Source organism: Vibrio sp. 1F253 (assembly GCF_041439295.1).
Classification (GTDB): Bacteria; Pseudomonadota; Gammaproteobacteria; order Enterobacterales; family Vibrionaceae; genus Vibrio; species Vibrio tasmaniensis_A.
On record NZ_JBGONU010000001.1, the window covers coordinates 151,889 to 175,335 of the forward strand.

At 45.0% G+C, this 23,447-nt stretch carries 20 protein-coding genes and 3 tRNA genes (1 of these 23 cut by a window edge); 12 read left to right on the forward strand and 11 right to left on the reverse strand.

Annotation, left to right across the window (positions count from 1 at the left end; all coding sequences use genetic code 11):
* Positions 1-175: 175 nt before the first annotated feature.
* Positions 176-2,041 (forward strand): peptidylprolyl isomerase, encoded by a 1,866-nt coding sequence (ppiD, locus tag ACED28_RS00695; RefSeq protein WP_371709061.1) that lies wholly within the window; start codon positions 176-178, stop codon positions 2,039-2,041.
* Between the two features lie 221 nt (positions 2,042-2,262).
* Positions 2,263-2,562, forward strand: a complete 300-nt coding sequence (locus tag ACED28_RS00700; protein ID WP_012604502.1) for a ComEA family DNA-binding protein — start codon at positions 2,263-2,265, stop codon at positions 2,560-2,562.
* Here ACED28_RS00700 and rrtA read toward each other — a convergent pair.
* Complete coding sequence (gene rrtA, locus ACED28_RS00705) at positions 2,559-3,101, reverse strand: rhombosortase (RefSeq protein ID WP_029225564.1); 543 nt, start codon at positions 3,099-3,101, stop codon at positions 2,559-2,561. The two genes, ACED28_RS00700 and rrtA, sit on opposite strands and share 4 nt — an antisense overlap.
* A gap of 9 nt (positions 3,102-3,110) precedes the next feature.
* Between rrtA and ACED28_RS00710 the strand changes: the two genes are divergently transcribed.
* The gene (locus tag ACED28_RS00710) at positions 3,111-3,710 is read left to right on the forward strand and encodes a tRNA-uridine aminocarboxypropyltransferase (RefSeq protein ID WP_371709062.1); all 600 of its coding nucleotides are present in this window, start codon (positions 3,111-3,113) and stop codon (positions 3,708-3,710) included.
* Between the two features lie 26 nt (positions 3,711-3,736).
* On the opposite strand, the gene ACED28_RS00715 is transcribed toward ACED28_RS00710, so the two are convergent.
* From ACED28_RS00715 to ACED28_RS00725, 3 genes are all read right to left on the reverse strand, one after another.
* The gene (locus ACED28_RS00715; protein ID WP_371709063.1) at positions 3,737-5,080 is read right to left on the reverse strand and encodes an anti-phage deoxyguanosine triphosphatase; all 1,344 of its coding nucleotides are present in this window, start codon (positions 5,078-5,080) and stop codon (positions 3,737-3,739) included.
* Between the two features lie 55 nt (positions 5,081-5,135).
* Positions 5,136-5,720, reverse strand: coding sequence for a 5'-deoxynucleotidase (yfbR, locus tag ACED28_RS00720; RefSeq protein ID WP_017060613.1), 585 nt, complete (start codon positions 5,718-5,720; stop codon positions 5,136-5,138).
* 169 nt (positions 5,721-5,889) lie between these two features.
* Complete coding sequence (locus tag ACED28_RS00725; protein WP_371709064.1) at positions 5,890-7,122, reverse strand: pyridoxal phosphate-dependent aminotransferase; 1,233 nt, start codon at positions 7,120-7,122, stop codon at positions 5,890-5,892.
* 296 nt (positions 7,123-7,418) lie between these two features.
* Between ACED28_RS00725 and ACED28_RS00730 the strand changes: the two genes are divergently transcribed.
* The 6 genes from ACED28_RS00730 to menE all read left to right on the forward strand — a co-directional run bounded on the left by ACED28_RS00730 (position 7,419) and on the right by menE (position 14,798).
* Positions 7,419-8,726 carry an isochorismate synthase MenF gene (locus tag ACED28_RS00730; RefSeq protein ID WP_371709065.1) on the forward strand — a complete coding sequence of 436 codons (1,308 nt, stop codon included), beginning with the start codon at positions 7,419-7,421 and terminating at the stop codon, positions 8,724-8,726.
* Positions 8,723-10,447 carry a 2-succinyl-5-enolpyruvyl-6-hydroxy-3-cyclohexene-1-carboxylic-acid synthase gene (gene menD, locus ACED28_RS00735; protein ID WP_371709066.1) on the forward strand — a complete coding sequence of 575 codons (1,725 nt, stop codon included), beginning with the start codon at positions 8,723-8,725 and terminating at the stop codon, positions 10,445-10,447. Before ACED28_RS00730 ends, menD begins: the two co-directional genes overlap by 4 nt.
* A gap of 9 nt (positions 10,448-10,456) precedes the next feature.
* Positions 10,457-11,257, forward strand: coding sequence for a 2-succinyl-6-hydroxy-2,4-cyclohexadiene-1-carboxylate synthase (gene menH / locus ACED28_RS00740; protein ID WP_371709067.1), 801 nt, complete (start codon positions 10,457-10,459; stop codon positions 11,255-11,257).
* Positions 11,258-11,359: 102 nt separating this feature from the next.
* Positions 11,360-12,226, forward strand: a complete 867-nt coding sequence (menB, locus tag ACED28_RS00745; RefSeq protein WP_010439547.1) for a 1,4-dihydroxy-2-naphthoyl-CoA synthase — start codon at positions 11,360-11,362, stop codon at positions 12,224-12,226.
* Between the two features lie 75 nt (positions 12,227-12,301).
* Entirely contained in the window at positions 12,302-13,309 is a 1,008-nt protein-coding gene (gene menC / locus ACED28_RS00750) for an o-succinylbenzoate synthase (RefSeq protein ID WP_371709068.1), read from the forward strand.
* Between the two features lie 52 nt (positions 13,310-13,361).
* Positions 13,362-14,798: an o-succinylbenzoate--CoA ligase gene (gene menE / locus ACED28_RS00755; RefSeq protein WP_371709069.1), complete on the forward strand. Its 1,437-nt coding sequence runs from the start codon at positions 13,362-13,364 to the stop codon at positions 14,796-14,798.
* Between the two features lie 145 nt (positions 14,799-14,943).
* On the opposite strand, the gene nagE is transcribed toward menE, so the two are convergent.
* Positions 14,944-16,389, reverse strand: a complete 1,446-nt coding sequence (gene nagE / locus ACED28_RS00760) for an N-acetylglucosamine-specific PTS transporter subunit IIBC (RefSeq protein ID WP_371709110.1) — start codon at positions 16,387-16,389, stop codon at positions 14,944-14,946.
* 193 nt (positions 16,390-16,582) lie between these two features.
* Here nagE and ACED28_RS00765 point away from each other — a divergent pair, with 193 nt between their 5' ends.
* Both ACED28_RS00765 and ACED28_RS00770 read left to right on the forward strand, forming a co-directional pair.
* Complete coding sequence (locus ACED28_RS00765) at positions 16,583-17,461, forward strand: LysR substrate-binding domain-containing protein (protein WP_017098789.1); 879 nt, start codon at positions 16,583-16,585, stop codon at positions 17,459-17,461.
* 106 nt (positions 17,462-17,567) lie between these two features.
* Positions 17,568-17,735, forward strand: coding sequence for a hypothetical protein (locus ACED28_RS00770; protein WP_017100591.1), 168 nt, complete (start codon positions 17,568-17,570; stop codon positions 17,733-17,735).
* Positions 17,736-17,895: 160 nt separating this feature from the next.
* Here ACED28_RS00770 and ACED28_RS00775 read toward each other — a convergent pair whose 3' ends face one another.
* From ACED28_RS00775 to ACED28_RS00785, 3 genes are all read right to left on the reverse strand, one after another.
* On the reverse strand, positions 17,896-18,816 hold the full coding sequence (locus ACED28_RS00775; RefSeq protein WP_029224038.1) for a YeiH family protein: 921 nt from the start codon (positions 18,814-18,816) through the stop codon (positions 17,896-17,898).
* A gap of 144 nt (positions 18,817-18,960) precedes the next feature.
* Positions 18,961-20,835 (reverse strand): MFS transporter, encoded by a 1,875-nt coding sequence (locus ACED28_RS00780; protein ID WP_371709070.1) that lies wholly within the window; start codon positions 20,833-20,835, stop codon positions 18,961-18,963.
* 17 nt (positions 20,836-20,852) lie between these two features.
* Positions 20,853-21,443 (reverse strand): TetR/AcrR family transcriptional regulator, encoded by a 591-nt coding sequence (locus ACED28_RS00785; RefSeq protein ID WP_012604487.1) that lies wholly within the window; start codon positions 21,441-21,443, stop codon positions 20,853-20,855.
* Between the two features lie 197 nt (positions 21,444-21,640).
* Between ACED28_RS00785 and ACED28_RS00790 the strand changes: the two genes are divergently transcribed.
* Positions 21,641-22,564, forward strand: a complete 924-nt coding sequence (locus ACED28_RS00790) for a Tim44 domain-containing protein (RefSeq protein ID WP_009847262.1) — start codon at positions 21,641-21,643, stop codon at positions 22,562-22,564.
* Positions 22,565-23,036: 472 nt separating this feature from the next.
* Here the strand turns inward: ACED28_RS00790 and ACED28_RS00795 are convergent.
* The 3 genes from ACED28_RS00795 to ACED28_RS00805 form a co-directional block, all read right to left on the reverse strand.
* A tRNA-Tyr gene (locus tag ACED28_RS00795) sits at positions 23,037-23,121 on the reverse strand.
* A gap of 102 nt (positions 23,122-23,223) precedes the next feature.
* Positions 23,224-23,308: transfer RNA gene (locus ACED28_RS00800), tRNA-Tyr, on the reverse strand.
* Positions 23,309-23,410: 102 nt separating this feature from the next.
* Positions 23,411-23,447 (reverse strand) — tRNA-Tyr (locus tag ACED28_RS00805) (it continues 148 nt past the right edge of the window).

Here is a 23,447-nt window from a genome sequence, read left to right on the forward strand (position 1 = left end):
ATGCGTTTACTGTTTGAACAATGATGTTTCATTTTTAAACAGTATATGTGCAAAGCACATTGAACTTATTTAAATTATGCGCATCCTACTGATGCGCATTTCTTTTTCTGATAATATCGCGTGAATAGATTTTTATTTTGAAGCCAATGCTTCATATCCGGAGAGCACTTAAATTATGATGGATCGATTACGCGAAGGCGTGAATAGCATCGCGGTAAAAATTATCCTTGGGTTGATTATCCTGTCATTCGTATTCGCAGGTGTAGGCAGCTACATCACCGGTGGCGGTAACAACGCAGCAGCTAAAGTTGGCAACACAGAAATTGCTCGTGGTGAGTTCGAACAAGCTTACCAAAACGAACGTAATCGCATGCAATCTCAACTTGGCGATTACTTCGCTCAAATGCTTGCAGACCCTGCATACGTAGAGTCTTTCCGTAAATCAGTACTTGATCGCATGATCAACGATGTTCTACTTGAGCAGCAAGCTGAGTCACTAGGCCTACGAATCAGTGATTCTCAAATCCGTACAATGATTCTAGAAATGCCTCAGTTCCAAACTGCGGGTCAATTTGATCAAGAAGTTTACCAATCAGCACTGCGTCGTGCAGGTTTCAGCGCAGAAAGCTTCGCTGAATACATGCGTCGTGACCTAATGCGTAACCAGCTTGTGACTGCGCTTCAAGGCAGTGAATTTGTTCTTCAAGGCGAAATCGATACGCAAAGTAAACTTATTGCTCAAACTCGTGACATTCGTACAGTGACCTTGTCTGTTGCTGATCTAGCGAAAGGCATCGAACTAACTGACGAGCAAATCGAACAGTACTATTCTGAGAACCCTCAAGCTTACACTCGTCCAGAGCAAGCTAAGGTGTCTTACATCGAGCTTTCAGCTGAAGCACTTAAGTCTCAGCTTGAAGTAAGCGATGAAGAAGCACAGAAATACTACCAAGAGCACCTAGACAAGTACTCAACTGAAGAGCAACGTAAAGTTAGCCACATTCTAGTTCAAGGCGATGACGAAGCGAAAGCTCAGTCAATCTTAGACGAGCTAAATGCAGGCGCTGATTTTGCTACGCTAGCGGAAGAGAAATCTGACGACTTCGGTAGTGCAGATGTTGGCGGTGACTTAGGTTGGATTGAACGCGATGTTATGGACCCAGCATTCGAAGACGCGGCTTTCGCTCTTGAGAATATTGGCGATACTACTGGCCTAGTTAAATCTGATTTTGGCTACCACATCATCAAGCTAGACGAAGTAAAAGCGTCTCAAGCTCAGCCTTATACAGAAGTAGCTGCTGAGATTAAGCAAGAACTACTAGATCAGCATGCTGTAGACCAGTTCTACGAACAGCAAACTGAACTAGAAAAAGTAGCGTTTGAATTCCCAGATTCTCTAGACGACTCTGCTGAAGCTATCAACGCGAAGATCACGACGACTGATTTCATCTCTCAAGCTGACGCTCCAGAAGTTCTGATGACGCCTGCAGTAATGCAAGCTATCTTGAGCCCTGAAGTGAAAGAAGACGGTTTGAACTCTGAAGTTATCGAAGTGGCTCCTGAGCACGTTATTGTTGTACGTGTAGAAGAGACTCGCGACGAAACAGTTCTTCCTTTAGCAGAAGTGAAAGATCAAGTTGTAGCTGCATTGTCTGCTGTAAAAGCAGAGCAACAAGCGGTAGAGCTAGGTGTTTCTCTAGTAAACGAACTTAAGCAAGGTAATGAAGCGGTACTGGCGGATAACAGCCTTGAGTTTACTGAACTTGAAACCATTGACCGTAATTCTCCATTAGCTGCATCTGTATTCGCTCTAGTGAAACCAGAAGCCGGCCAAGCTGTGTTCGGTCAATCTAAAGATCAAGACGGTAACATCGTTGTTGTTGAGCTTTCTAAAGTAACGGCTGAAATCAACCCAGCTTACAGCACACAACTTGGTGCACAGTTAGAGCGCGTTGGTAATCAACAAGACCTTACTAATGTACTAAACGTACTGCGTAAAAATGCAGACGTTGAATACTACATCGTTGGTCAAGCTCAATAAGCTTTGAATTTACTCGATAGTCTTCTGCCGAGTAATGCAACTTGAGAATACAACTTGAAAGTAGTGCAGCAACTCGGTTTGCGAACTAGCTAACAAATTGATGAAAATTAGATGTATAACGAAGCGGGTCACTTAGGTGACCCGCTTTATTTTTGTCTGGTGAGTGTTTTATCTAGCGCAGCAAATGCATAAGTTACGTTTTTTGAACAAAGGAACGGTTTATGCGCACGATATATTCAACATTATTTCTTACATTTCTGATTCTGTTAAGCCCCGCAGCGTATGCAGACAGCCCAACTAAGGCAGAGCTTTACGATGGCATTGAGATTACGGTCAATATCAATACCGCGACAGCTGAAGAGCTGTCTGCGCTATTGGTTGGTGTTGGGGATAAGAAAGCTCAAGAGATCGTCGATTACAGGGATCAAAACGGGGCATTTACGACTGCTGATGATTTGGTGAGTGTGAAAGGGATAGGTGAAGCGACAGTTAAAAAGAACCGCGAAAGAATTCAACTTTAATCCGTTTGTCTACTTGTTAGAAATGAAGCGATAGATATGAAGCCTCCGGCCAATGCACCTGCTAGGTGGGCTTCAATCGCGACACGAGCATTAATCAGTTCACCAGTCGTGCTAGAAGGGCCAATAAGCTGCTCCCAAGCGATTTTAGCGATTAATCCCAATACTAACAGCCAACTTGATCTCCTACCGTTTAAAGCCTCACTGAGCGCGAATAAGCCAAACAACCCATGCAAAGTGCCAGATAGGCCAACATAGATCTGAATACTCGAAAACAACAGAGCGATTCCAGTCACTAAACTAATCACAAGCAGAGCAAGAACAAGCTGTTTTTTAATTGGTTGAAACAGATAGCTGATGATCCATAAGCCTGCTAGATTCATCAGAAGGTGCGAGTAGTTGGTATGTGAAAAGTTTCCTGTTAGGATCCGCCACCATTGCCCCTCGGCAATCGCATTGCTATCCCATACGACCCAAGCTTGTATTGGCTCAAATTGGAATAAGACGCATAAAAGTGAAGTGAAAATTAAAACAGGGTACACATTAAATCCATGTCTCGTTATTGCCCCCAATGCAGCAAGGCTTTGAAAGCTTGTATTTGTCAGTGGGTTACACCACTCGAATCGAATGTTGAGCTTATCATTCTTCAGCACCCATCAGAAGAACATCGTCCGATGGGAACTGCGCGTATTCTCTCGTTATCTCTAAATAATAGCGTGACGTTTGTTGGCGAAGACTTTTCAGACAATGAACAACTCAACGCATTGCTGGCAGATGAACAGTACCAACATGTGATTTTATACCCAAGCGAAAATTCTGCTTCAGTTGAGTCTGCGACATGTCCTAATAAGAAGCTGCGTGTAATTTTATTGGATGGTACGTGGAAAAAGGCATTCAAGATGTGGCAAGTATCGAGTAACTTGCATGCGTTGAACACGGTTCACTTGCCGAAAGATCTCAAGGGTAATTACCGAATTCGCAAAGCACCCAGTGAAAACAGCCTTTCAACCGTTGAAGCTGGCTACCATTTGCTTAGCTTGTTAGAGAGTGATGGCGACTTTAGTCCTTTGCTAACGGCATTTGACCAAATGATTCAGTTTCAAATCAATCAAATGCCGCCGGGTGTGTTTGAGAAAAACTACTTAGATTAAGCCGTTTTAGTAAAGTGAGTCAGGAATTAAAACTCGGTATGAGCCGAGAACAGTTGCTGATGCATTTTCTGCGCAAGATCATCAGTCATCGATGAAATGTAATCGGCTATCACGCGCATTTTTCGAGACTCATCTTGATGTTGTAGCCATTGCTTCTTGATGGGCAGTGGCAGCAAGCGTTCAGGTTCAGCGCTGAATGCTTCAAACATATCCATGATGATCTGTTGGCCTTTGTATTCGATCACCTGAACCTGAGGTACTTGAATCACAAACTCGCTGACAAAGTGTTTCAGTTTATCGAGTGTGCCATCCATGCTCGGTTCAAGCACCGCATTGTAAGCTAAAAGCACATTCTCAAAGTTAGCATCCACTCGCTTAATCGAGATACTGGTCAACAGTGCGTTGACTATCCCACCAATCGCATCCTTTCGACGATACTGTTCACCAGAGAAAAGCATCTCTGTAATAGAATCTAGGTGTTCACAAATCCATGGGTCGGCCATCTCTTTCAGTTGAGGATAAGCTGATTCGACCCACTGAGCTTTGGTCACAGAGCCAAGCACAATCGCATCTTCTAAATCGTGCACGCCATACGCGATGTCGTCAGCAAGCTCCATGATCGAACAATCCAGCGACTTATATTTGGTCCTATTGTGCTCAAGTGGCTCGGTATGTGGCTTTCTTTTCTGTTTTAGAAGCTGTTGGTCGCTGCTTGAAAGCGGTTCAAGCACCCAGTTAAACAGTTCTTCATCATGATCGTAGATGCCTTTTGCTGGCATCCAATCTTTAGCTCGGAGCTGTCGTTGATGCTTAACGGGTTCAGACTGCAATTTAGCTTGAACCTCACTCAGCAGAGAAGGGTACTTAATTAGGCCTAACAAAGTGCGTCGAGATAGGTTCATCCCGTGATGTTCAGTGTAAGGTTCTAGCTGTGTGACAATACGAAACGTTTGAGCGTTGCCTTCAAAGCCGCCGTGGTCGCGCATCATATAGTTGAGTGCGACTTCGCCGCCATGTCCATAGGGTGGATGACCGATGTCGTGAGCCAAACACAGTGAATCGATCAAACTGTCTGAGGGTAATAGAGCTCGAAATTCGGGCTGCTTTTTCTTCAGTTGAGCGACGATACCGGTGCCAAGCTGAGCGGCCTCAAGAGAGTGGGTAAGGCGCGTTCGGTGAAAGTCGTTGACCGTGGTGCCATGGATCTGGGTTTTCGCTTGTAAGCGACGGAAAGCAGCAGAGTGAAGCACGCGCGCACGGTCACGCTGATACGGGCTGCGGTGATCATCACGTCTTATTTTGTGTTCATCGTCATTTCGATGCTGCCATTCTTGTTCGAGTACAAAGGGTGGTTCGAGTTGAGAATTCAAAATAGCACCTATCAAATTGATTTTATTTAGCTAATTAAAAACAACTTATACCCAGCTAGCTTATCTCGTCTAGTGATAATTCAAAGCTCGGCGCAAATGTGGTGAGAAAGTAGTCCATTTCTGGGCTTTTGCGTTGTTCGAGTGTCTCTTCCAGTCGGCGCTTGGCTTGCTCGTATTCATGATTGCCCGCACTGAGCTCTTCCAAGCATTTCAAATAAGCACAGATGGTGTCGGCCTGCTTGACGATGCTTTGCTCTTCTTTACTCGCCGTTCCAGATATTAAGAAGGGGGCGAAGTCATCTCGGAACTCTTCTGGCAACATCGAAAGCAGTCTTTGTTCTGCTGCGGCTTCTATCTTCTTATACTCTTGTGCAATATCCGGGTTGTAGTATTTAACTGGCGTTGGCAAATCACCTGTCAGTACCTCACTGGTGTCGTGGTACATGCCAAGCAGAGCAATGTGCTCGGGGTTAAGCTGACCATCAAACTTCTTGTTTTTGATCAGTGCTAAAGCGTGTGCCACGAAAGCAACCTGTAGGCTATGTTCTGAAATGTTCTCACTTGAGACTGAGCGCATGAGGGGCCAGCGTTGGATCAGCTTCATACGTGCGAGATGGGCAAAGAAATGGCTCTGTTTCATAAATGTCCTTTTTAAACAATTCTCCACTCGTATTTTGTGTTTGCGCAGGCATACGAGACAGCGGATACAAAAAAGGCTCCTAAACAGGAGCCTTTTAAGCATAGAAGTGAATGAATACAAGTTAAAGTCTTTTAAAACAGCAAATTGTAGCCATCTTTCTTTGTGCTTATTAACCTTCGACGAGGTCGTCTTGGCTGTAAGTCTGTAAGAAGCGCTCTAGACGACCAATCGCGATTTCCAGATCTTCGATGTGCGGCAGAGTCACGATGCGGAAGTGGTCCGGTTTCGGCCAGTTGAAGCCCGTACCTTGAACCAATAACACTTTCTCTTGCTTAAGGAAGTCGAGTACAAACTTCTGATCGTCTTTGATGTTGTACATGTTGGTGTCGATCTTAGGGAACAAGTACATTGCGCCTTTCGGTTTCACACAAGAAACGCCAGGGATCTTGTTGATCAGTTCCCATGCACGGTCACGCTGTTCAAGCAGTCGACCGCCAGGAAGAATCAGCTCATTGATGCTCTGATAGCCGCCGAGCGCGGTTTGGATCGCGTGTTGCATTGGCACGTTGGCACACAAACGCATCGAGGCCAGCATTTCTAGCCCTTCAACGTAGCCTTTCGCTATGTGTTTTGGACCCGTTAAGAACATCCAGCCACCACGGAAACCACATACACGGTAAGCCTTAGACAGACCGTTGAATGTGACCATTAATACATCTTCGGCAAGCGTTGCAACTGAAGTGTGTACCGCACCGTCGTAAAGCACTTTGTCGTAGATTTCATCAGCGAAGATAATTAACCCGTGCTCACGAGCAATTTCAACAACTTGTAATAGGAAATCACGGCTGTATACAGCGCCTGTTGGGTTGTTCGGGTTGATAAGAACGATGCCGCGAGTCTTTGGTGAGATCTTCGCACGCATGTCATCAAGGTCTGGATACCAATCTGCATCCTCATCACACATGTAGTGAACCGGTGTACCACCAGAAAGTGCAACAGACGCTGTCCATAGTGGGTAATCCGGAGCAGGAACTAAGATTTCATCACCATTATCCAGTAGCGCCTGCATAGACATCACGATAAGCTCTGATGCGCCGTTGCCAATGTAAACGTCTTCTACATCAAGGTTACGTAGACCTTTTTTCTGGTAATGCTGAACAACCGCTTTACGGGCTGAATAGATGCCTTTTGAGTCGCAATAACCTTGAGATGTCGGTAGGTTACGGATTACATCAACAAGGATTTCATCAGGGGCGTCAAAACCAAATGGGGCGGGGTTACCAATATTAAGCTTCAGTATTTTATGCCCTTCTTCTTCCATGCGCTTAGCATGTTTGAGTACAGGCCCCCTGATTTCGTAGCATACATTGTTGAGTTTTGACGACATCCCGATATTTTGCATTGCCGATTTCCTGAAATTAATTTAAATACTTTATTAAAGTACCGCAAAATGGGGTTTGATAGAATAAAAATCTGATGAATGTCGCATTTCAGTGTCACGTTTGGTCTTTTTGTTGTCACTCTTTTCTAAATTTTAATTAATCGCTTTCTTTGTTATTGGCTAAGGTGAATAAAGGGGCTAGATCGCTTAAAATCACACGAATGTTCAAAAGATATAGTAGATTCTTGATCTAAGTGGGTGCTGCCCATAAAGTATCAAACTAATATAATAATAATTTAGATGTGAACGAGGTCGATTTGTCACATTTCCAGCAAACTATCTCCGCTTTGATTGAGCGAGTACAAAATGCCCAAGCAAGTGAAGTTCGTTGTGTTGAAGTTCTAACGCAAAAACCATCGTTTGCATTTATAGAATGGCTTCATGCTCAACCGCTCTTTCCAAAGTTCTACTGGCAGTCACGTGATACTCGTGAAGAGGTCGTTGCGCTCGGGCAAATACATACTTTTTCTGAGCCCGCTCCCGCGTACGCAATTCTTGGTGAAGACCAACGAATCTGGGGGGGGCGCTCGTTTGACGGGCACACCGCAAAAAACCGCCGTTGCATGGAATCGTTTTTCTTCCTTCCTCAGGTTGAACTGATCCGCTTTGACAATACTTGGTCGTTAGCCGTCAACTTATCCCCTGATCGTGTTGCTTCTATTAATGCTCTAAATAAGCTTTCTGTCGAAGCGGCGATATTGGCCCCTTTGTCGGCGCACATTGAGCAGATTAACCATGTTCCAGAACGAGAGCAGTGGGGCAACCTTGTCGATAAAGTGCTGAAAGGCATTAGCGACGAAGAGTACAAAAAAGTCGTTTTAGCGCGTAAAACCACATTGCAACTCGATGCGCCAATCTGCGCGGCTCAGTTGCTTAAGGCCAGCTACCTGCAAAACCATCACAGCTTTCACTTTATGTTGGTATTGGATTCCAAACACAGCTTTATCGGCTCAACGCCAGAGCGTTTGTACAGTCGATATGGCACTGAGCTTGATACTGAAGCGCTTGCTGGAACCATTGGTCGCGGAGAAAACGCGACAGAAGATATGGAGTTAGCCAATTGGCTTTCTCAAGACAGTAAAAACCTCAATGAGAACCAGTATGTGGTCGACGACATCATTGAGCGTCTCACTCCTCATTCTCAAACGGTCCATGTTGAAAAGGATGCGCGTCTAGTGCGCTTGCGTAAAGTGCAGCATTTGAAGCGCAATATCCATGCTCAGCTCAACAATGGCGTTAATGGTGTGCAGTTGCTTGCTGCCTTACAACCAACTGCGGCGGTAGCGGGTTTACCGCGCAAAGAAGCAATGGATTTCATTCTTGAACACGAACCGTTTGCTCGAGGCTGGTATGCAGGGTCTGTGGGCTATATTAGCCATCAGCGTGCGGAATTCTGCGTCGCGATTCGCAGCGCTTTGATTGTAAACGATCAAGTACAGCTGTTTGCGGGTGCCGGGATCGTACCGGGATCGGTTGCCGAACATGAGTGGCAAGAGCTGAACAAGAAGATGTCGACTCTGCTTAGCCTCATTTCTGATCACCCACCATTAGGTGTGGCGTCATGAATCATGACCAAGCCGTATTAAACAGAGTTTGGTGTCACACATTACTTGAAGAGCTTGCACGCAATGGCGTTGAACATGTTTGTGTTGCGCCGGGCTCTCGCTCAACGCCGTTAACTCTCGAAGCTGAAGCCAACTCTAAGTTAACCTTACACACGCACTTTGATGAGCGTGGTCTTGGGTTTTTAGCGTTAGGCTTAGCAAAGGCTAGCAACAAGCCGGTTGCGGTGATTGTGACATCGGGAACTGCTGTGGCGAATTTGCTTCCTGCGACGGCTGAATCTGGGCTGACACGAGAGAAACTGATCTTACTGACGTCTGATCGACCAATAGACTTGGTCGACTGTGGTGCTAATCAAGCGATTCAGCAGCATGGTATCTTTTCTTCCCATGTAGAAAGTGCTTTAAACCTGCCAAGCCCAACCACACAGATTTCTTTGAATTGGCTTCTGACATCCGTTGATAACGCGCTAGCGAAACAACGCAATGTTGGCGGTGCGATTCATATCAACTGTCCGTTCCCAGAGCCTTTATATTCTGCGAATAGCGCGAAAATTTATGCGGAATATACCTCCAGTGTTTCTGGGTGGAAGTCGGGTACAGGTTGTTACAGCCAAACGTTTTTACCTAATCAAGTGAACACGCAACCCATCGCTCCAGGTGAGTATTTTGGGCGTAAGGGTGTGGTTATTCTCGGTTCGCTAGATATTGAACAAGCAACAAAAGCCAAGCAGTTTGCCACCGCATTAGGCTGGCCAGTTTTTTGCGATCCTCAATCAGGTGTTACAAGTGATTGGAAACATTATGACCTGTGGATGCAGAGTGACGTAGCTAAAGAGCAACTCAACCAGTGTGATTTCATTCTTCAGTTCGGTGAGCGCATTGTTTCTAAGCGCCTTAATCATTGGATAAAGTCGCAAGCTTCATCATTCAGCTCATCACAATACATTGTTGTGTCACCAGAGACGCACCGTATCAACCAAGATCATCTGCCTCAAACCCATATTGTTGCCAATATTGAATCATGGATAACCGATCAACACCTGCCAACGTTGTTGGGCAAACACTCGGGTTGGGCGACGCCTTTAATCGAGGTGGCTAATACCGTTCAGCAACTGGCACTCGCACAAATATCCAATAATGACCAACTGACCGAGTTGAGTGTTGCGGTTGACTTGTCGTCTAGACTTAAAGACAGAGAGTTGTTTGTGGGAAACAGCTTGATGGTAAGGCTGGTGGATATGCTGTCGTCAATATCGGCGAATCGTGTTTACAGCAATCGTGGTGCATCGGGCATTGATGGCTTGGTGGCGACGGCTGCGGGTGTAGTGAAAGCCAACCAGAATCCTTTGTTGATGTTGATTGGCGATACTTCTTTGCTTTACGACCTCAACTCACTGGCTCTGCTGACTCATAACTTAACGCCGATGGTTATTGTTGTGACCAACAATGATGGCGGTGCGATCTTTGATTTATTGCCGGTACCAGAACAACAGAAACAGTCACTTTATCAAATGCCTCATGGTTTCAGTTTTGAACACGCTGCTGCGCAATTCCAGTTGGGATACGCTGCGCCAGAAACCTTGAATTGCTATCAAACCATTATCGAACAACATTTCGAACAGGGTCAGGGTACCTTGCTCGTGGAAGTTAAGACGCCTCCCGAACAAGCGTCTACTTTGCTGAAACAATTCAGTTCAATGCTCACCGAGGCATTAGCCTAAGGACTTTACATGCTTTACTCCGATTATTACCCAGCTGTACAAGATTCTTCTGACAAACCTTTACTTGTTTTCTTACATGGTTTACTCGGAAGCGGGGATGATTGGAGTGCATGTCATCCATTCCTCGAGGATTTTCCTCTCCTTTGCATAGATTTACCCGGACACGGACAAAGTCGCTTTATCGATCCGGTAGGGTTTGATCATTGCTGCAAGAAAATCGTTCAGTGCATCACTTCTCAACTTGCTCTCAACGATCTTCCTGCGGATTACCCTATCGTGGTGATTGGCTACTCTATGGGTGGCAGGCTTGCCATGTATGGGGTGACAAGCCCTTGCTTCGAAACACTCAATCTTGAGAAAGTCATTATTGAAGGTGGCAACTTTGGTCTGGAGTGTGATGAAGAACGAGCACAAAGGTTAGTACATGATACGCAATGGGCTGTCCGTTTTGCGCAGCAGTCGATTGAAGATGTTTTAGACGATTGGTATCAACAAAGCGTCTTTTCTTCACTAAATCATGAGCAAAGACAAACTTTGGTCATAAAGCGTAGTGGTAACCTTGGAGTATCCGTAGCAAATATGTTGTTATCTACTTCGTTAGCTAAGCAACCGGATTTACGTGCCAAATTGAAATCTCATGAGCATCAATTGCATTATGTGTGTGGTGAAAAAGATCGTAAATTCATGGAGCTAGCTGAGAATAGTGGCTTTGAATATAGTCAGGTTGATTACGCTGGTCATAATGTTCATTTTGAGCAACCAGAGTTGTTTTCCAACCTGATCATCCAATGTATCGCCAGTCGCCGCTAAACTGACTGAGCGGTTCTCTCGTATCAAGCACTATCAAAAGCAGAGCAACACCGTCACGACTATTCGTTAGTCGTGGTCTCTAATAGAACAATGGGAATCACCATGGCTAAAACAGTAGGCATCACAGAAGAAGAACTTTACGCAGCAGTTAACTGGCGCGATGAAAGCAGTCAATTTGAAGATATTCAGTACCACAAGTCTGACGACGGTATTGCGAAAATCACGATTGCTCGTCCTCAAGTCCACAATGCGTTCCGTCCACAAACCGTAAAAGAGATGATCAATGCATTGGCTGATGCTCGTTATGACGAGAAGGTTGGCGTAATCATTTTGACGGGTCTTGGTGAGAAGGCGTTCTGTTCTGGTGGTGACCAAAGTATCCGTGGTGACTACGGCGGTTATCAAGATGATTCAGGTACACATCATCTGAACGTGCTTGATTTCCAACGTCAAATTCGTACTTGTCCAAAACCGGTTATCGCAGCGGTATCGGGCTGGGCAGTCGGTGGCGGTCATGTTCTTCACATGATGGCAGACTTGACCATTGCAGCTGAAAACGCTCAGTTCGGTCAGACGGGTCCTAAAGTAGGTTCATTCGATGGCGGTTGGGGTGCTTCTTACATGGCTCGTATCGTTGGTCAAAAGAAAGCGCGTGAAATCTGGTTCTTGTGTCGTTTCTACGATGCCCAAGAAGCATTGGACATGGGGCTAGTAAACACTGTAGTGCCTGTTGCCGACCTAGAAAAAGAAACGGTTCGTTGGTGTCGTGAAGTTCTTCAACACAGCCCAATGGCACTGCGTTGCTTGAAAGCCGCACTAAACGCAGACTGTGACGGCCAAGCAGGCCTTCAAGAGTTGGCGGGTAACGCAACCATGATGTTCTACATGACAGAAGAAGGCCAAGAAGGCCGAAACGCATTCAACGAGAAACGTCGACCTGATTTCGACAAATTTCCGCGTAACCCATAGTCTTTCTCTTCTTTAAAATGAGTCGCTAATAGCGGCTCGTTTTGTTTTGATGTTCCCCGTTTTTTAGGAAACTTTATGAACTCAGTGAATTCTCAGCGTCACTCTAAACTCTACCGTTATCAATTACCTATGGATAGTGGTGTAATTCTTCGTGACAATAAGTTGAACGAACGCGTTGGCTATATCATCCAACTTGAGTGTGATGGTAAAACTGGTTTTGGCGAAGTTGCGCCTTTGCCAGGTTTTAGCCAAGAAGATGCTGAACAAGCTGGCATTCAGCTGCAACACGAATTAGAGCTTTGGATCCACAATAACCCTCAAACGCCTTTTGATGAGTTATATCCTTCTGTTGCCTTCGGTTTTTCGATGGCGATGATGGAATTACGAGGCGAACTCAATGCTGAAGGTAACTACCAAGCAGCGCCTTTGTGTACAGGAGATCCAGATGAATTGATTCCTGTGTTAAATGAGATGAAAGGCGAGAAGGTCGCCAAAGTGAAAGTCGGTCTCTACGAAGCGATTCGTGATGGTATGCTGGTCAGCTTATTCCTTGAGTCGATCCCTGATTTGACCCTAAGACTTGACGCCAACCGCGCGTGGAAACCAGAGAAAGCGAAGCAGTTCATTAAATACATTTCGCCGTCACTGCGTCAGCGCATTAGCTTTATTGAAGAGCCTTGTCAGAAACCAGAAGACAGCTTGGCCTTTGCCATCGACCACGGTGTGGCGATTGCATGGGATGAGACACTACAAGAAGCGGTGCGAAGCCCTGAGTTTGATCTTAGTGACTTAACGGGTGTTAAGGCGGTAGTGATTAAACCAACCTTGATTGGCTCAGTAGAGCGTTGTGTTGCAATCATTGAGCGTGCGGAGCAGCTTGGTATTAAACCAGTACTAAGCTCAAGCATAGAGTCTAGCCTTGGCTTAACTCAGATTGCTCGATTGGCACAACAGTACTTGCCTAATGAAGTTCCAGGGCTTGATACGATTGGCTTGTATCAGCAACAGCTAGAAGTCTCTTGGCCGGGTTGTCAGCTTCCAGTTTCAACGCTTGAACAGCAACAATTGATTTGGTCTTCTTAGGCTGATCGTTCGATTCGCTTAGATCGTTCTCAATCTATAACTTGGTTATCTTATGATGCGCCCACAATCTAATCATCACCCGCTTTGGGTACAGTGGGCGCAGCAAAACCCACATCAAACAGCGTTAGTGACTACTCACCGCGCTTATACTTGGCTGCAAGTGTCTGTGCTGGTGAGTGAGTACCAACAACAGCTATCTCATCAAGGCCTATCTGAAGGCGATGTGTTGACCATTGTTGGTAAGAACCAAGCTGAAGTGATTCCAGTTTATCTTGCCGCACTCAATTTGGGTGTGGTTTGTGCGTTTACCATGCCTCAGCCGAAAGCTCGTTTAACGCAGAAGCTTGAATCGCTCTATGGTCAGCTAGACAGACGTTACCTTTGGCTATTAGATAGCTGTGGGTTAGATCATTCTGATGCTGTTGACCTCAAGACTGTATTGGTGACGTTACCTCGCTTGAATGAAGTTAAGGTCGATGCTGATGACAAACCAATAGCAACATCAGAATCTTCTAGTTTCAATCCTCAAAACCTTGCAAGCATCGTATTCACTTCTGGCTCTACCGGAAACCCGAAAGCGGTGGCTCACACGTTACAGCAACACTTATGTTCAGCTCAGGGTTTACTAGACGTTTTCAACTTTGAACAAGCTGACACTTGGTTGCTTAGCCTACCGATGTACCATGTATCGGGATTGGCGATTGTCCATCGTTGGTTGGCGGCTGGTGGCTGCATCAAAATAGGGTCAGGCCAACTTGAAACAGACATTGAAGGTTGCAGCCATGCCTCTTTAGTGGCTACTCAGCTACATAGGCTACTAAAGAGTAAGCAAGCACTTACTTTAACGCATGTGCTTTTAGGCGGGAGCCATATCCCAGAAGCTCTAGGGCTTGAAGCTCAACAAATGGGCATTGAAACTTGGCTTGGATACGGTATGACAGAAGCAGCTTCAACAGTGACCGCGAAGCCAGTCGATTCTAGTAATACTGCAGGTTTTGTTCTCGGCCAACGCCAGCTAAAAATTGAAGATCAACGTATCTTTATTGGCGGCAATACGCTTACTTCTGGTTATTACTATCAGGGCGAGTTAACACCGTTGGTGGATGAGAACGGTTGGTTCGACAGTAAAGACCTCGGCGAATGGGATGGCGAACAAGTGTCGATTATTGGCCGTGCTGATAATCAGTTTATTTCTGGGGGAGAAAACATTCATTGCGAAGAAATTGAACGAGCACTGAATCAGTTATCTTTAATCAAGCAGGCGTTTATCGTTCCAATTGAAGATGATGAATTCGGGTTTCGACCTGTTGCTATTGTGGATTGTGCTGAACTGCCAACCAAAGAGTGGTTTGCTGAGCAATTGAATGGCCGTCTTGAGCGGTTCAAATTTCCTATCGAGTACTACCGCATGCCAGAGCTAGAACAACAGGGTATTAAGGTTTCACGCGCAGGGTTGTCACAGTGGTTACAGCAGATACGTTCTAAATAGAACTGAGAACAATAAAACGAAGCGCAATACACGGTGACTAGTCGTAATTGCGCTTCAGGGGGTTGTGATGGTGGTGAAGCCATCACAAATTCTTAATATTTTATCTGGTTATTAAGGGTTTTATCTTTGCATCTGGCTGTTTAGCTTAAGCGAGTGCCTTCTTCATTTGTTCAGCAACCTTATCTACCTTACCTAAACCTATAATGACTTGTAGGCCACCCTTTCCGATAGGAACAACGCCTGCAGCACCTAGTTTTTTCAGTTTGTCACTGTCTGCTGCTGACGAGTCTTTTACTGTTAAGCGTAAGCGAGTAATACAGTTGTCCACTTCTAGAATGTTGTCTGCACCACCAATAGCTTCGATGTAGTTGTTGGTTAGACTAACTAACGCTTCTGGAGATTCGGCCTCGCCTTCTGCTTCCATCTCTTCACCACGACCCGGAGTACGGAGATTGAACTTAATGATAGCGAAACGGAAAATACCGTAGTAAAGCGCGAAGAACACCACACCTTGAACTAATAACATGTACCAGTTAGTCGCTAACGGGTTTTGGCTTGATAGCACTAAGTCAACAAAGCCTGCAGAGAAGCCGAAGCCTGCCATCCATTCCATGCTTGCTGCAATGTAAAGCGACAGACCTGTTAACACAGCGTGCACTAGGAACAATACAGGTGCTAGAAACATAAAGCTGAACTCTAGAGGCTCAGTGATGCCTGTGAAGAACGAAGCCATTGCTGCGGCAAGCATGATTGCGAATACTTGGTTCTTGTTTTTCGCGTCAGCGCAGTGGTACATCGCCAATGCTGCTGCTGGTAAACCAAACATCATGATAGGGAAGAAGCCTGCTTGGTACATGCCAGTTTTACCCGGAATACCCGTACCGTTAGCGATAGATTGTGCACCGCCGAGGAAGTTTGGAATATCGTTAATACCCACAACGTCGAACCAGAACACAGGATAAAGGGCGTGGTGCATACCAACGGATAGGAACAAACGGTTGAAGAAACCAAACAGACCGGCACCAACTGCGCCCATGCTTTCTAGTTTAATTCCTAGAACGATCAGAGCATCGTAAACAGCAGGCCAGATGTATAGCAGAGCAAAAGAGAGCGCCATACCTGCGATTGAGGTAAGGATAGGAACCAAACGCTTACCGCTGAAGAAAGCTAAAGCTTGAGGAAGCTCAACGGTGGAGTAGCGGTTATAGATTTCAGCGGAAATAATACCGACAATGATACCCACAAATTGGTTGCTGATTTTTCCGAATGCCGCTGGTACTTCACTTAACTCAACATCCATCAATTGAGCAACTGAGCCGGGAGCAAGTAGCGTGGTCACGACTAGGAACATCACAAAACCAGACAGTGCCGCAGAACCATTCTTATCACGGCTTAAACCAAAGGCAACACCCACCGCGAACAGAACCGCCATGTTGTCGATGATCGCACCACCTGATTTGATCAAAAATGCGGCCAGAATACTCTCTGAACCCCAACCAACAGGATCCAACCAGTAGCCGATCCCCATAAGGATTGCTGCAGCTGGCAGTGTGGCTACGGGAACCATCAATGCCTTACCTACTTTTTGCATATACCCAAGTATATTCATACGTGCCCCTAAGTTTGTAATTAATTTTTTTAATGTTTCTGCTCGTCAACGTATGGAGTTAAATATTGATCGAGGCAGGGTTTTAAGTAACTGCGGCTATTAGAAACTTATTTCTTAATGCAAACAAACGAAACGGGTAGTACTATGAATTAAAATTTTTAATGCATGAGTTCGTATGGCTAATCATCAATCTTTACTGAGAAATCTTCATACATTTAATGTCGCCGCCGAGAAGATGAGCTTTACGTTAGCCGCGAAAAAGTTGCATCTGACTCAGGGAGCCGTTAGCCATCGAATCAAAGTGTTGGAAGGAGAACTTGGGTTTAATTTGTTTGTACGCGGGACTCGTAAGCTGGAGCTGACCGAAGAAGGGCAACGCTTTCAACGCACGTTATCCAAGTCGTTGAGCTCTATTTTTGGCGAGATCGAAGACATTACCAACACAGACTTGTACGGTCAGATCAATATCGGTACCAGTCCTGCCTTTGCTAACAGTTGGTTGCTACCAAGGCTAGCTGATTTCAAACAGCGATACCCAAAGTTCAACCTCAATATTTTCTCTCAAGAAGAGCAAGACTTTCATCAAAATCATCTCGATGTCGCCATTTACTATGGTGCTGAAGATCTAAAAGACATGCATCGACAGCGTCTGTTTGGTGAAAAGTATATTCCGGTATGTACGCCGAGTTATGCCGCTGAACACGATATCTTTGATGATGGTTTAGAGTCGTTACACCGGATTAATTTCATTCATGCACTAGGCTCTGATGTGTGGCAGCGTTGGATTAAGCACAATCAACTCGATGTAAATCTGTTTGAGCAGTTTTATTGTGTGAGCCACCGAGACATGGGCGTGCAGAGTGCTCTGCATAATATCGGAGTGGCAATGGGGCGCTATCATTTTGTTAAGCCGTACATTGAGACTGGTGAGCTCATAACGCCTTATCCAAGTATGGATACGGATAAAGGATACGAATTGATCTGTCCGTTAGGCACTGAAAAGCGACCTAAGGTAAGAACGTTTATTAAGTGGCTAGAGGGGCAGTTACGCTAGGTTAGTTAATTTAGCAATTAGATAGTTCAAAACAGAATTTATTATCTTTATAACCATCCATCATAATAAGCTCTATAAATAACGGATTATAGAATAAGGTCTTATTATGAAAGTTGCCCTCATCATTGCGGTTTTGCTGCAGATAGGCCAAGCGCTCGTTTCGTCAGGACTGACTCGTTCATTGGCTGAACTCACTGCATTTGTACTGGTTGTGGTACTTGTTTTAATGAAAAGAGAGAGCAAGAAGAGTGATAAGCCCCTGTTTGATTCGTGATTGTTGTAACAAAGAATATCTTTACTACAAACGATATTTTCACTAAAACGATAGGGGCAAAGCCCATTTGAGCTTTGCCTTTTTATTTTGTCATTCGCTAATCTGTTTGTCTGCTTAACAAGTTAACCAATCTACAGCGCTTCTTTACGTATTAGATGCATCAGGTAAGCGTTAACCACGCTAATGAGCCTGTCGAAATCATCGTCCACATTGTAATACCAAACATCAATGGCTTCGGCCCAGCAGCTTTAAGCTTCTCAACTGAAATACCGCAACCAATCAAGAATAGACACACCACCAATGCACGCTTAGACACATCAAAGATACCTTGATAGACCATCTCAAATTGTGGCAGCAAGTCACTAACAGCAATAGCAGCGCAATAGAAGAAAATGAAGTAAGGAATCGTAATCTTCTTTTGATCGTTCTTGAAGATCATTGCGCTGACTAACGCGATTGGGATAATCCAAAGTGCGCGAGCGAGCTTCAATGTGGTTGCTGTGGTCAGTGCTTCTTCGCCATATGCTGATGCTGCGCCGACTACAGAGGAGGTATCATGAATCGCGATGGCAGCCCATGTTCCGAAAGTTTGTTGGCTTAACTCTAGTGCATGGCCAATCATTGGGAACAAGAAAAGGGCGACCGAGTTCAACACAAATACAGTGGCTAACGCCAAGCCAATCTGTTCATCATCAGCTTTGATGGCCGGTGCTACGGCGGCAATGGCGCTACCACCACAAATTGCGGTACCAGAAGAGATAAGGTAACCCGTGGTGCGATCTAATCCCATGCGTTTTGCCAAGAACCAACCAATGACCAAGGTACCAATAATCGTCGTGACAATGAGGCCAATACCATCGCCTGTTACCGCTAATGCTTTCTCAAACTGAATGCCAAAGCCTAAGCCGACAATCGAGTAGGCCAGTAGCTTCTTGGTGAGTTTGCCAACTTCTAGATGCTCAGGGACTAAACCTAAGCTCGCAAGAAGGAAACCGATCACGAGTGCCGTCGGTGAACTCACCCATGGGGTTAAGCAAAACAGAGCAGCAAGATAAAATGGAACAGACTTTTTTAGATTCATTATATTTAATTCGTCGCGTCTAGTATTGGCAGCGTAGTGGAAGACTATACGCTTAACGCAATGGTAAGTAAGTCTAAATGAATTGAACAAACGTTAAGTAAAACTAAACGTTTGTTCAGCTGATATGAATAAAGGCTTGGTTATTTAGCGTAGTGAGCCGCGAAGATCAGAGACTGACTGTCGAAGCGTGTCGCATGAAGCTTCCTTGGCTAGCATAGGTTCGGCAGCTTCTATCTCTAACTTGGCCCTGAAACGGGTGGGTAGTCCCTTGAAAGCTTGACCTTTATAACGACTGAAGTAACTGCCCCATAACCCTTTAAGTGCCATTGGAATCACAGGTACAGGAGATCGTTTGATAATCAGCTCCATGCCACGCATGAATTCGGCTACTTCGCCATCAGCGGTTAGCTTGCCTTCAGGGAAAATACACACGATGTGCCCTTCATCTAGGGCACGTTCAACTTCTTTGAAAGCGTTTCTAATCGAGTTTCGGTTGGTCGCGGAGATTGGAATAACTCCTGCTCTTTTTAAGAATCGACGTAGTAGAGGCAGCTTGGCGTAATCCTCTTCCATCACAAACCGAATCAAGCGAGGGCAAACCGCACTCAGAAGCAGTGCATCCATATAACTCACATGGTTGCATACGATCAGTGCGCCGCCATTCTCTGGAAGATGGTGTAAGTTCTTGTGCTTAACTCGGTACATGGTGTGAGTGACCACCCATGTAAAGAAACGGAAAGCGTAGATAGGCACCTGATAAAACAGGTACAGCATAACCAAAGTATTCCCTATCGCGAGCAACACAAATAGTTGTGGAATAGAAAGATCGAGAACACTCAGGCAAACAATACCTAAAACGGCGCTTCCCACCATGAATAGTGAATTGTAGATGTTGAGCCCGGCAATCACTTGAGCGCGTTCATCTGGTTTCGCTCGTAACTGCATCAGAGAATACAGAGGAACAATGAAGATACCGCCAGAGATACCCAATAGCAGAAGATAAGCAAACAGCGGCCACAGCTCTGAATACGTCACGAATTGATGGAAAGAGGTAAATTCAGGCAAGGACTCAGGAATGGATATCGCCATCAATAGCCCAAAAATCGACATACCTAGGCTACCCATTGGTACGATGCCGATTTCAATTCTGTGATTTGACAACTTATCACAAGCCAAAGAACCTATCGCAATACCGACCGAGAAAAGAGCTAACAAAAAGGCAACCGAGCTTTCAGTGCCGTTCAAGTGGAGCTTTGTGAAGTTTGGAAACTGAGTTAGGTAAGCAGCGCCAAGGAACCAGAACCAGCTGATAGACATCAGTGCTTGATACGTTGGGCGATCTTTTTTTGCAATCGCCAGTGTCGCGCGGGTTAGCTTTACTGGCTGCCACTTTACTTTCAGATCTGGTGCGTTACTTGGCGCTTGTGGAATAAAGCAGCTTGATACATAGCCAAGCACGGCGAAAGAAACAATACATACCGCGGCAATGAGCTTCGCGCTTTCTTCAGATGCAATAATACCGGCACCTAGAGTACCAATAAGGATGGCTAAGAATGTGCCGGTTTCGACTAAAGCGTTGCCGGATACCAGCTCTTTGGTTTCCAATTGTTGTGGAAGCAGTGCGTATTTCACCGGGCCAAAGAAGGCACTTTGCGTTCCCATTAGGAACAGAAGTAGGAGTAGTATCCCGTAGCTTTCGTAGATAAACCCGATCGCGCCCAATGACATGATCGCCACTTCAAGGAGCTTAACTTTACGTATAAACCAAGATTTTTCGTATTTGTCAGCCAGTACACCAGCCAAAGCAGAAAACAGGAAGAAGGGCAGAATAAAAAGACCAGCGGCCAAATTAATGAATAGATTGCTGGAAATAGGCAGCGTATCTACGCTTGCGAAAGCAACAAACAGTAACAGAACATTTTTGAATATGTTGTCATTAAAGGCGCCTAGAAATTGAGTAATAAAGTAGGGTAGGAACCTTTTTTGCGTTAACAGCGAAGATTGGCTGCTGTTGTTCATTGTCTTTCCTTGGATGATTACCAGTTGGTTAAGTAGTTTGAGATTAGGTTATTGATCAACTCTTTACCATCGATAGGTTCAGAGGCGAAAAATTTATCATCAACGCTAAGTAGAGTAATTCCATGTACGCCAGACCATAATACACGGCTGGCTTTAATGACTTCGCTTTCTGTGTGTTCAGGCGCAATAGCTACCAGCAATTGCTCTAACATACCTGTCATTCTATCAATACGGTTCGATTGCCATTCAGGAAGGTTTTCACCATTCATGTTGTGCTCAAAGATAAGCTGCCAACGGTGAGGGTGTTTTTGTGCAAAATCGTGATAGCAGTATGCAAGATTAAAAAGAGCCTGTTGAGGGTTGCTCGATTGTTCAACAGCAGAAGCAGATTGGGACGACAGTTCATCTAATGTTTGAGCAACAACGTGTAAAAGGAGTAGGTTGTAGTTACCAAATACATTCACCAAGGTGCTAGGGACATAGCCAATCATATTGGCAATTTTACGTAGACTTAGCTCGTGATAAGAGTGCTCTTCTAAGAAGTCGGTTACCGTCTTTAAGGTTAATTGCACTAATTGTTCGCGAGTATGATCGTTTCGTCTTGCCATGAGTACTTTCTATTAAATGAACATCGTTCAATATTTTAATGCTGCCCCAGAGTGCCGTCAATCCCTTCGCTAGTTTAGTAATCAATTAATAGCCGCAATATTATGATACATGTGTAAACGTCGTGAATATTTCATTGTTCTTTGTTAACGAGTATGATTAAGGTGTCGAAAGATAAAAAAACCTATAAAGGATAATAATGAAACGATTTTTCTCACTAGTCGCGATCCTGTTGGTAACAGTCGCGGTGACGCCAATCGCGGAAGCGAAAAAGTTTGGTGGTGGTAAGTCATTTGGCAAAAGCTTTAAAACGGCTCCAGCACCAAAACAACAAAACACAAATTCGATCCGACAAGATCAAACGGGCAAGAAAACAGCAGCAGCTAACTCTAGCAAGAAAGGCCTTATGGGCGGTCTGCTAGGTGGTTTACTTGCTGGTGGTCTTTTAGCTGCATTCTTTGGTGGCGCATTTGAAGGTATCCAGTTCATGGATATTTTGATCATGGGTCTGATTGCTTTCCTAGCATTTAAATTCCTACGCGGAATGTTGGGCGCGAAGCAGGGCTCAATGAATCAGCAGAATGCACGTGGCCAACAGCCAGCATTCGGCGGCATGGGTCAGAACAAGTTTGAACAACCTAAGCAACAACCAAATGTTCATAACTTCGAGCAAGCACAGCCTCAATCACAACCCCATTCGCAAAATAGCGCTGGTGGTTTCGGTTTTGGTGCACAAAGCGATGTTCCACATAACTACCCACCAGGTTTTGATCAAGCGGCATTCATCAACGGTTCTCGTGAGCACTACCGTACACTGCAAGGTGCATGGAATCACAACGAGCTAAACACGATTGAAGAATACGTATCTCCAAGCCTATTTGAAGACCTAAAAGCTGAGCGTAACAAGCTAGACGGTGATCAGCACACAGACGTAATGTACGTTGATGCTGAAATCGTTCGCGCAGACCACGATGGTAGTAAAGCACAGCTAAGCCTTCAGTTTAGCGGTCGCTACCGTGACACCGCAGACGGCATTGAAGAAGATATCACTGATATCTGGCACTTAGAGCGTGACCTAACAACTCAAAATGCACCTTGGTTAATTGTTGGTATTCAAGGTTAATTTCAGGATTTAACTAAACATCAATATGATGTAGTTATTCGGAAAAACGGCAAATAATTGAAAGCCCCTGCTGAGAAATCATCAGGGGCTTTTTTATGTCTAATGATAGGTATCTGTAAGTCGCAGCAGGGAAATTGGCTTTGAGCTTTTTTTTTGGGGGGGGGGAGGGGAGAAGAGTTTTAGATTCACGGAGCAATGCCAATATGACTAACACGTGGTGAACCGACAAAGAACATGTATCGACCAATTGCTTAGGCTGCGTTGCTTATCTGGTTTGTGAGCGTCATGTTGAAGTGTGGGATCACTGATGTTTGAATAAGCTAGTTCGCTTAGTCTTTTTTGCAGTATTGGGTTGGTGTTTAGTAAGTTGAGGACCGTGTTTAGAAAGATAAGTTTAGAAGGATACAGAGCTCAGAAACGAAAAAAGCCAACTCAATGAGTTGGCTTTTCGATTTTCCAATTAAGGAGAATATGGTGGAGGGAGACGGATTCGAACCATCGAAGGCGGTGCCGGCAGATTTACAGTCTGCTCCCTTTGGCCACTCGGGAACCCCTCCAGGGTGTGTCTTACTTTTCACAAAGTAAGCCTAAATTGATGTTTTCCCATAAGCCCATCAATCAGGTTGTTTTCTTAACTCTCGAAAGAGGTAAGAAGAATATGGTGGAGGGAGACGGATTCGAACCATCGAAGGCAGTGCCGGCAGATTTACAGTCTGCTCCCTTTGGCCACTCGGGAACCCCTCCAGGGTGTGTCTTACTTTTCACAAAGTAAGCCTAAATTGATGTTTTCCCATAAGCCCATCAATCAGGTTGTTCTCTTAACTCTTAAAAGAGGTAAGAAGAATATGGTGGAGGGAGACGGATTCGAACCATCGAAGGCAGT